Source organism: Cellulomonas sp. P1_C4 (genome assembly GCF_056406355.1).
This window is the reverse complement of the sequence record NZ_JBFUAI010000001.1, coordinates 331,344-339,273: the sequence shown is the minus strand read 5'-3', so window position 1 is coordinate 339,273 and position 7,930 is coordinate 331,344. Positions and strand designations below refer to the sequence as shown.

Sequence of the window (7,930 nt, the reverse complement as noted above, 5' to 3'; positions counted from 1 at the left end):
GCGCTCGCGCGAGGCCCGTCGGCTGGAGGATGCGGCCGCGGCCTGGCGCGAGACCGAGGCGGCGGCGGACGCGGCCGACCGCGCGGCCGTCGGCTGGCGCGAACCGCTCTCCGCGCCCGATGCCGCCGCCGCCCTGGAGATCGCCAGGCGTCGGGAGACCTCGTTCTGGAAGTTCCTCGACGGCGGCTGGCGGCGGGTGCGTGCGCTGGTCGCCGCCGGCTTCGACGCCGGCGACCGCCAGGTCCGACCCACCGCGGTCCAGGCGCTCGAGCTGCTGGTCGCGCGGTACGACACGGCGGCCCGGGCGGACGCCCTGTCGCAGCAGCTCGCGCGCGACTGGGGGCACGGCGACCTCGCGGTCCTCACCGAGCGGATCGCGGCGATCCGTCGGTACACGGGAGCGCTCGCCGTCTGGCGCACCCGGCTGGCAGACGAGCGACCCGACGACGAGCTCGACCGGCTGCCGGAGCTGGTCGACACGGTGCGGTCCGGCCTCGCGGGCCTGGTCGCGGGAGCCGACGACCTGCCGCTGGTCGCGCTGCGCGACGAGCTCCGCGGGCTGACCGGGCCGGACGGCCAGGCGTTGGTCCGGGCCGTCGCGGCCCCGCTGCGCGACCTCGCCGACACCCCGTCCGTGGTGTCGGTGCTGCGCCGGCTCGACGCGTCCCCCGACCAGCTCGAGTACGCGGTGGTCGCCGCCTCGATGCGCGAGGCGCGGGCGCAGCTGCCGGCGCTGAGCCGCCTCGACGGCGACCGGCTGGCGGACCTGCTCGACCGCGTCGCCGACCAGGCACCCGCGTTGCAGCGCGCGAACGCCGAGGTCATCACCGCGCGGCTGCGGACCCGGTTCGCCGCAGCGGTGGCGCACTCGCAGCGCAGCGTCAGCGGGATGGACCTCGAGGACCGTGCCGTCAAGGCGGTCTGGATGGCCGGGCGGCGCGAGCTGGAGCACGAGTTCGGCAAGGTCCGGGCGTACAAGTCGATCCGGCACCTGGCGTCCGGAGACCCGGGCGCGGTGGTCGCCGCGATGCGGCCGGTGTGGTTGATGAGCCCGTCGTCGCTCTCGGACACCCTGCCGCTGGAGGGCTCGTTCGACGTCGTCATCTACGACGAGGCCAGCCAGATCCCCGTCGAGGAGGCCGTCCCCGCGCTGTTCCGCGGCGCCCAGGTGATCGTCGTCGGCGACCGCATGCAGCTGCCGCCGACGAGGTACTTCCACGCCGGCGGACCCGCTGCGACGTCCGACGACGAACCGCTGGACGACGACGCCCCCGTCGGCTCCGTCCTCGACTCCGACAGCTTCCTGGGCGTCGGGTCCGTGCGTCTGCCGTCGACCATGCTCACCTGGCACTACCGCAGCCAGTACGAGGCGCTCATCCAGTTCAGCAACGCCGCGTTTTACGGGGGCCGGCTCACCACCATCCCTGACCGGACCCTCACCCACGTGCGCGCCCGTCCCCTGGAGCTGACGGTCGGGTCGACACCTGCGGCCGACGACGTCACGGCCGCCGTCGACGGCCTGCTCGAGCGCAGCATCAGCGCCATGCGCGTGCTCGACGGCGTCTACGTCCAGCGCACCAACCCGCAGGAAGCTGTCTGGATCGCGCACCTGGTCCGGGAGCTGCTGGCCCGCGAGACCGGCCAGACCCTCGGTATCGTGGCGTTCTCGGAGGCGCAGCAGTCGGAGATCGAGCGGGCGCTGGAGCGCCTGGCGCGCGACGACCCCGAGTTCGACCGGCGCTACGACGCCGAGGTGGCGCGCGAGGAGGACGGCCAGGTGGTCGGGCTGTTCGTGAAGAACCTGGAGAACGTCCAGGGCGACGAGCGCGACATCATCCTCATGAGCGTCTGCTACGCCGCCGGCCCCGACGGACGCATGCGCATGAACTTCGGCCCGATCAACAACGCGGGCGGCGAGAAGCGGCTCAACGTCATCTTCAGCCGCGCCCGCAGGCACATGGTGCTGGTCAGCAGCATCGACCATACGGCAATCACCAACGTCTACAACGACGGCGCCAACACGCTGCGCGGCTTCCTGCACTACGCCGACGCGGTGTCCAATGGCGACGCGGCCGCGGCGGACGGCGTGCTGGCGGGGCTGCGGGAGCGGACGGGGCGTTCCGCCACCCCGGACTCGAGCCCGATCGTGGAGCAGATTGCCGACGCCCTGCGCGCCGCAGGTGTCGAGGTCGTCGCCGGCGTCGGGCAGTCGGCGTTCCGCTGCGACCTCGCACTCCGCCCGCCGGGCTCACCGGTGCACACCGTCGGGGTGCTGGTCGACCAGTCCGCGCGGCTGGGGTCGCTGTCGCTCGACGAGCGCCGCATCACCCAGCCGACGGCCCTGCGCTCTGGCGGCTGGCGGGTGCTGCAGGTGCTCGGCGCCGAGTGGGAGTCGGACCCCGACGGGGTGGTGCGCAGGCTGGTCGCCGCGGTCGAGTCGCCGGATCAGCAACGAGGCTTGCCGTCCCCGGAGGCGGCGGCCGAGGGCGACCATGACTGAGCACACCCACCCCCACACCCACGGCGCGAACTACTGGGACGAGCACTACGCCACGGTCGACCCGTCCTGGGGCACGCGCCCGAACGCGGTGCTCGTCGACGTCGTCACCGCCCTGCTCCCGACCCCCGGCCGCGCGCTCGACCTCGGCTGCGGGCACGGCGGCGACGTGCTCTGGCTCGCGTCGCTCGGCTGGCAGGTCACGGGCGTCGACGCGTCATCCGTCGCGCTGGCCCGCGTCGAGCAGGCTGCCTCTGACGCCGGCCTGTCCGACCGCGTCACCCTCGAGCAGCACGAGCTGTCGGCGTCGATGCCGTCCGGGTCGTTCGACCTGGTGACCGCGAGCTACCTCCACGGCCCCGCGTCATTCCCGCGCGCGCGTGTGCTGCATAGCGCGGCCCAGCTCGTAGCGCCCGGCGGCCTGCTGCTCGTGGTCGAGCACGCGTCGGTTTCCCCGTGGGCGTGGGACAAAGACGCGACCTTCCCGACGCCGGCGGAGTCGCTGGCCTCGTTCGACCTCGGCGAGGGCTGGGACGTGGAGCGACTGGACGCGCCGCAGCGCACAGCGACCGGACCTGAGGGCCAGGTCGCGGAGGTCACCGACAACGTGATCGCGATCCGCCGATCTCGCTGACCTCCGAACGGTCGCCGAGGTCGGGCATGGGGCATCTGCCGGGTCAGAAGGGTGGGTCGCCGAGTGGCCGTGGTGGTGGTCGGTGTTCGAGCGCGCTTGGGGTGACGTAGACCGGCACGGGGTGTCGGGCATAGGTCAGCCCGTGCCGGTCGGTCCAGGTGGAGACTCCGGTGGCCGGGTTGTAGGTGACGTTCCACCAGCCTTCGGTCTTGGCTTGGTGGTGGTGTTTGCACAAGGCGTGCAGGTTCGCTTCGCAGGTTTGTGGGTCGTGCCCGTGGAGGCCGGTCTGAGGGTCGCGCCCGTGGAGGTCGGCGTGTGGTGCGCCCGGGGAGGGTGGCCGGTGGTGGTCGTAGGGGATGCGGTGGTCGATCTCGCAGCGGGTGGCGGGTTGGCGGCAGCCGGGGAACGTGCAGGTCACGTCCCGAGCCTGGATGGTGCGGGTCAGGTCCGCGCCGGGCCGGTACGCGTCGGTCCCCACGGAGCACACCTGCCCGGTGTTCGGGTCGGTGAGCACTCTGCGCCAGGTGGCGTCTTGGGCGAGCTCGCGGGCGACCTGCGCCGGGATCGGCCCGTACGAGCCCAGGAACCCGGGGGCGTCGTCCAGCCCGAGCAGGGTGGTCGCGGCGACGGAGAGTTGCAGGGCAACGCGTTGCCCGTGCCGGGTCGGCAGGGGGGTGCCGTCGGGGGTGGTCTGGCGGTCCAGGATGCCGGTGAACACGTCGCTGAACGCGTCCGCCCGCCGCTGGTCCACGGTGCGGCCATCGCCGTCGAGGGCGGCGTGCCCGGCCAGGGCGTCGATCGCGGTGAATGCCGCGGTGGCCTCGGCGGCGGGCAGGTAAGCGATCAGGCGGGCCATCGCATCCGGGGCGAGCACCAGCTCGACCCCGCGCCGGTCCCGTTCGGCGACCCGGCGCTTCTCCGCGATGCCGGGGTTCAGCGCGATCAGGGTGGCGCGTACGTGTCGGGTCAGCTGTGGGGCGGTCATCTCGCCCGCGCGTTGGATCGCGTCGTCGACGACTGCGGTGACGTCGCTGGTGGGTAGGTCCGCGCCTGCCTTGGAGACCTCGTCCAGGATCACGTCGACCTTGCGTGCCTCCACGGCGCCGGCCGCCCACGCGTCACCGAGGGCGGGGTGCTGGTCCGCGCCCCAGGCGCGCAGGAACAGGTTCTCCGCGGACCGCTTCGTGCACACCAGAGCGCACGCCAGCTCATCGGGGACGTGCCGCAACGCATCCGGCGTGCGCGCCCCCAGCTCGCGGGCGAACGACCCCTGCAGGGCCTGCAGCATGGTGATCGCCTGCTGGGTGGCCGCCACCGCGTTGACCAACGCCGCCCCGGAGACCTCCGCCACGGGTACCGAGCTCAGCATCGCCACCAGCTCCGCAACGTCGACACCGGGTATCGGGAACTGCTCCACCGCAGCCAGATCGATCAGTCGGGCGCCTGGCTCCGGGACGGGCGCGGCAAGGGGGCGAGCACCATGACCCGAGTCCGCCCACGCCAGCGTGGGACCGGCGGGCGTCGCGGCCACCACCGGAGCCGGCCCGGGAGCGGTGCCGGTGCGGTCGGATTGGTTCGCGCTGTGGTCAACGCGCGGGCGCTCGGCCAGCACTGCCGTCATCGTCGCCACCTCCCGCCGTACACCGTCCGCCCGATCCGGGACGATCGACCACTGACATTCGCCTCTGACCTGCACCAACGCAACGGTTCAGCGAGAAAAGGGGGCATGCCCTGCAATGCGAGGGCGAGGCGAGGAACCCAGCGAACCGAAGTACGGGTTGCGCCCGTCGACCCGACCTCGACCTCACGTCCGGCGACGGCACTCGCGGGCGGGTAGTCAGCCGTGGGCGAGGAGTGCGCAGGCTGCGACCAGGAGCAAGGCCTACTCCTCCCGCGGCTCGTCGACCGACCGCAGCACCCGGCACGGCACCCCGACGGCCACGACTCGCGGCGGGACGTCCTGCGTGACCACGCTGCCGGCACCGATGACGCTCCCGGCGCCGATGGTCACACCGGGCAGGATCACCACGTTCGACCCGATCCAGACGTCGTCCTCGATCCGCACGGGAAGGGAGAACTGCCACCCGCCGACACGCTCCTCGGGCACGGTCGGGTGGCCGGCGGTCGAGATGGTGACGTTCGGCGCGATCATGACGCGGTCGCCGATCACGATGTCGGCGTCGTCGACGAGCACCAGGTTGAAGTTCGCGTAGAACCCGTCGCCGACGTGCACGTGCGAGCCGTACGAGACGTGGAACGGCGGCTCGATCCACGCCCCCGCACCGACGGAGCCGAGCAGCTGCTGCAAGAGAGCGGTCCGTCGGGCCGCCTCCCCGGGCCGCGAGTGGTTGAAGTCGTAGGCCAGCTCCTTGCCGGCCACCCGCTCGGCCTCCAGCGCCTCGAGCCCGGGCCCGTAGTCGACGTACAGCGAACCGTCGTTCATCGCCGCTCGTACGACGTCGTACTCGTGGGCCACCGGGTGCTCCTCTAGGGTTGCGCGCAGACATTCGAATCGATCCGAGAATCCCACAGGACGCCACATGACTGCGCCGTACCAGGACCCAGCCCTCCCCGTCGCGCAGCGCGTCGCCGACCTTGTCGGGCGCATGACGCTCGAGGAGAAGGTCGGCCAGATGATGCAGCTCAACGCCAAGGACGGCGTCGAGGATCTCGTGTTCAACCTGCACGTCGGGTCGATCCTGCACACCTCGCCGGAGCGGGTCCGGCAGGCGCACGAGCTCACCGCGCAGACCCGGCTGCGGATCCCGCTGCTCATCGCCGAGGACTGCATCCACGGGCACTCGTTCTGGGAGGGCGCGACGATCTTCCCGACGCAGCTCGGCATGGCGGCCACCTGGGACGCCGACCTGCTGGAGCGCGCGGCCCGCGCGACCGCCGTCGAGGTGGCCGCGACCGGGATCCACTGGACGTTCTCGCCGGTGCTCTGCATCGCCCGCGACCTGCGCTGGGGCCGCGTGAGCGAGACGTTCGGCGAGGACCCGTTCCTCATCGGCGAGCTGTCGTCGGCCATGGTCCGCGGCTACCAGGGTGACGGCCTGTCCGACCCGACCGCGATCCTGGCCACCGCCAAGCACTTCGCCGGCTACTCCGAGACGCAGGGCGGTCGCGACGCAAGCGAGGCCGACCTGAGCCGCCGCAAGCTGCGCTCGTGGTTCCTGCCGCCGTTCGAGCGCGTCGCCCGCGAGGGCTGCCGCACGTTCATGCTCGGCTACCAGTCGATGGACGGCGTGCCGATCACCGTCAACGACTGGCTGCTCAACGAGGTGCTGCGCGGCGAGTGGGGCTATACCGGCACGCTCATCACGGACTGGGACAACGTCGGCCGCATGGTCTGGGAGCAGCACATCCAGCCCGACTACGCGCACGCGTCGGCCGCGGCGATCCGTGCCGGTAATGACATGGTCATGACGACCCCGGGGTTCTTCGAGGGCGCGCAGGAGGCCGTGCGCAGCGGGATGCTCGACGAGGCAGCGCTCGACGCGGCCGTCGGCCGCATCCTCACGCTGAAGTTCGAGCTCGGGCTGTTCGAGGACGCCCGGCACCCCTCTGTGGATCGCCAGCAGGAGGTCATCGGGTCGACGGAGCACGTCGAGCTCAACCTCGAGGTCGCCCGCCGTTCGCTGGTCCTGCTGACGAACGACGGCACGCTCCCCCTGAACGACAGCCCGAAGACGATCGCGGTCATCGGCCCCAACGCCGACGACCAGCACACGCAGCTCGGCGACTGGGCCGGCGCCTCGGGCCAGGCGGACTGGCTTCCCGACGGACACCCGCGCGAGATGACGCAGACGGTCCTGGACGGCTTCCGCGCACAGGCACCCGAAGGCTGGACCGTCACCCACGCGCGCGGCGCGGACATCCTCACGCTGGGCGCCGACCCCGAGGGCGAGTTCTTCCCCGACGGCCAGCCGCGCCCGCAGGTCGTCATCCCGGTCGCGCCGGACGCCGACCTCATCGCGGAGGCCGTCAGAGCGGCAGAGGCAGCAGACGTCGTCGTCGCGGTCGTCGGCGACCGCATCGAGCTCGTCGGCGAGGGACGCTCCACGGCCACGCTCGAGCTCGTCGGCGGGCAGGTCGCGCTGCTCGACGCCCTCGCGCAGACCGGCAAGCCGCTGGTCGTCGTCGTCATCGCGAGCAAGCCCCACGTCCTGCCGACGAGCGCCATGAACGCCGCGGCGATCATCTGGGCCGCGAACCCGGGCATGCGCGGCGGCCGCGCGATCGCCGAGCTGGTGCTGGGCCAGACCGAGCCGTCGGGGCGCCTGCCGATCACCTTCGCCGAGCACGTCGGCCAGCTGCCGATCTACTACAACCAGCTCCCGGCGCAGCACGGGACGCGGTACGCGGACCTCACGCAGCGCGTGCCGTTCGCGTTCGGCGAGGGCCTCTCCTACACGACCGTCACGTACGAGGACTTGCGGGTGGTCGAGCCGGTGCTCGGCGCCGGCGACACGGTCCGCGCGCAGGTCACGCTCCACAACACCGGCGACCGGCCGTCCCTCGAGACCATCCAGGTCTACGTGCGAGACACCGTCACCACGGTCACCTGGGCCGAGAAGGAGCTCAAGACGTACAAGCAGGTGCTCGTGAACCCCGGCGAGCGCGTGACGGTCGGCCTCCAGCTCCCGGTCGCGGACTGCACGATCGTCGACGCCGCCGGCCAGCGCATCGTCGAGCCCGGCCAGTTCGAGCTGCTGGTCGGCCCGTCGTCGCGCGACGAGGCGCTCCTGCGCGCGGGGTTCGTCGTCACGGGATGATCGACGCGACGGGCGGCTGAC

At 72.4% G+C, this 7,930-nt stretch carries 5 protein-coding genes; 3 read left to right on the top strand and 2 right to left on the bottom strand.

Annotated features, from left to right (window positions below; genetic code table 11):
* Together AC1DYZ_RS01580 and AC1DYZ_RS01575 are read left to right on the top strand one after the other, a co-directional pair.
* Positions 1-2,500, top strand: a 2,500-nt coding sequence (locus tag AC1DYZ_RS01580) for an AAA domain-containing protein (RefSeq protein WP_477063474.1), incomplete at its 5' end; no start/stop codon positions are given.
* The gene (locus AC1DYZ_RS01575; RefSeq protein ID WP_477063473.1) at positions 2,493-3,131 is read left to right on the top strand and encodes an SAM-dependent methyltransferase; all 639 of its coding nucleotides are present in this window, start codon (positions 2,493-2,495) and stop codon (positions 3,129-3,131) included. The genes AC1DYZ_RS01580 and AC1DYZ_RS01575, both read left to right, overlap by 8 nt.
* 43 nt (positions 3,132-3,174) lie before the next feature.
* Here AC1DYZ_RS01575 and AC1DYZ_RS01570 read toward each other — a convergent pair whose 3' ends face one another.
* Positions 3,175-4,752 (bottom strand): HNH endonuclease signature motif containing protein, encoded by a 1,578-nt coding sequence (locus tag AC1DYZ_RS01570; protein ID WP_477063472.1) that lies wholly within the window; start codon positions 4,750-4,752, stop codon positions 3,175-3,177.
* Between the two features lie 261 nt (positions 4,753-5,013).
* Positions 5,014-5,607 carry a sugar O-acetyltransferase gene (locus tag AC1DYZ_RS01565; protein WP_477063471.1) on the bottom strand — a complete coding sequence of 198 codons (594 nt, stop codon included), beginning with the start codon at positions 5,605-5,607 and terminating at the stop codon, positions 5,014-5,016.
* A 64-nt stretch (positions 5,608-5,671) separates the two neighbouring features.
* Here AC1DYZ_RS01565 and AC1DYZ_RS01560 point away from each other — a divergent pair, with 64 nt between their 5' ends.
* Positions 5,672-7,909 carry an exo-beta-d-1,3/1,6-glucosidase gene (locus AC1DYZ_RS01560; protein WP_477063470.1) on the top strand — a complete coding sequence of 746 codons (2,238 nt, stop codon included), beginning with the start codon at positions 5,672-5,674 and terminating at the stop codon, positions 7,907-7,909.
* Positions 7,910-7,930 lie beyond the last annotated feature (21 nt).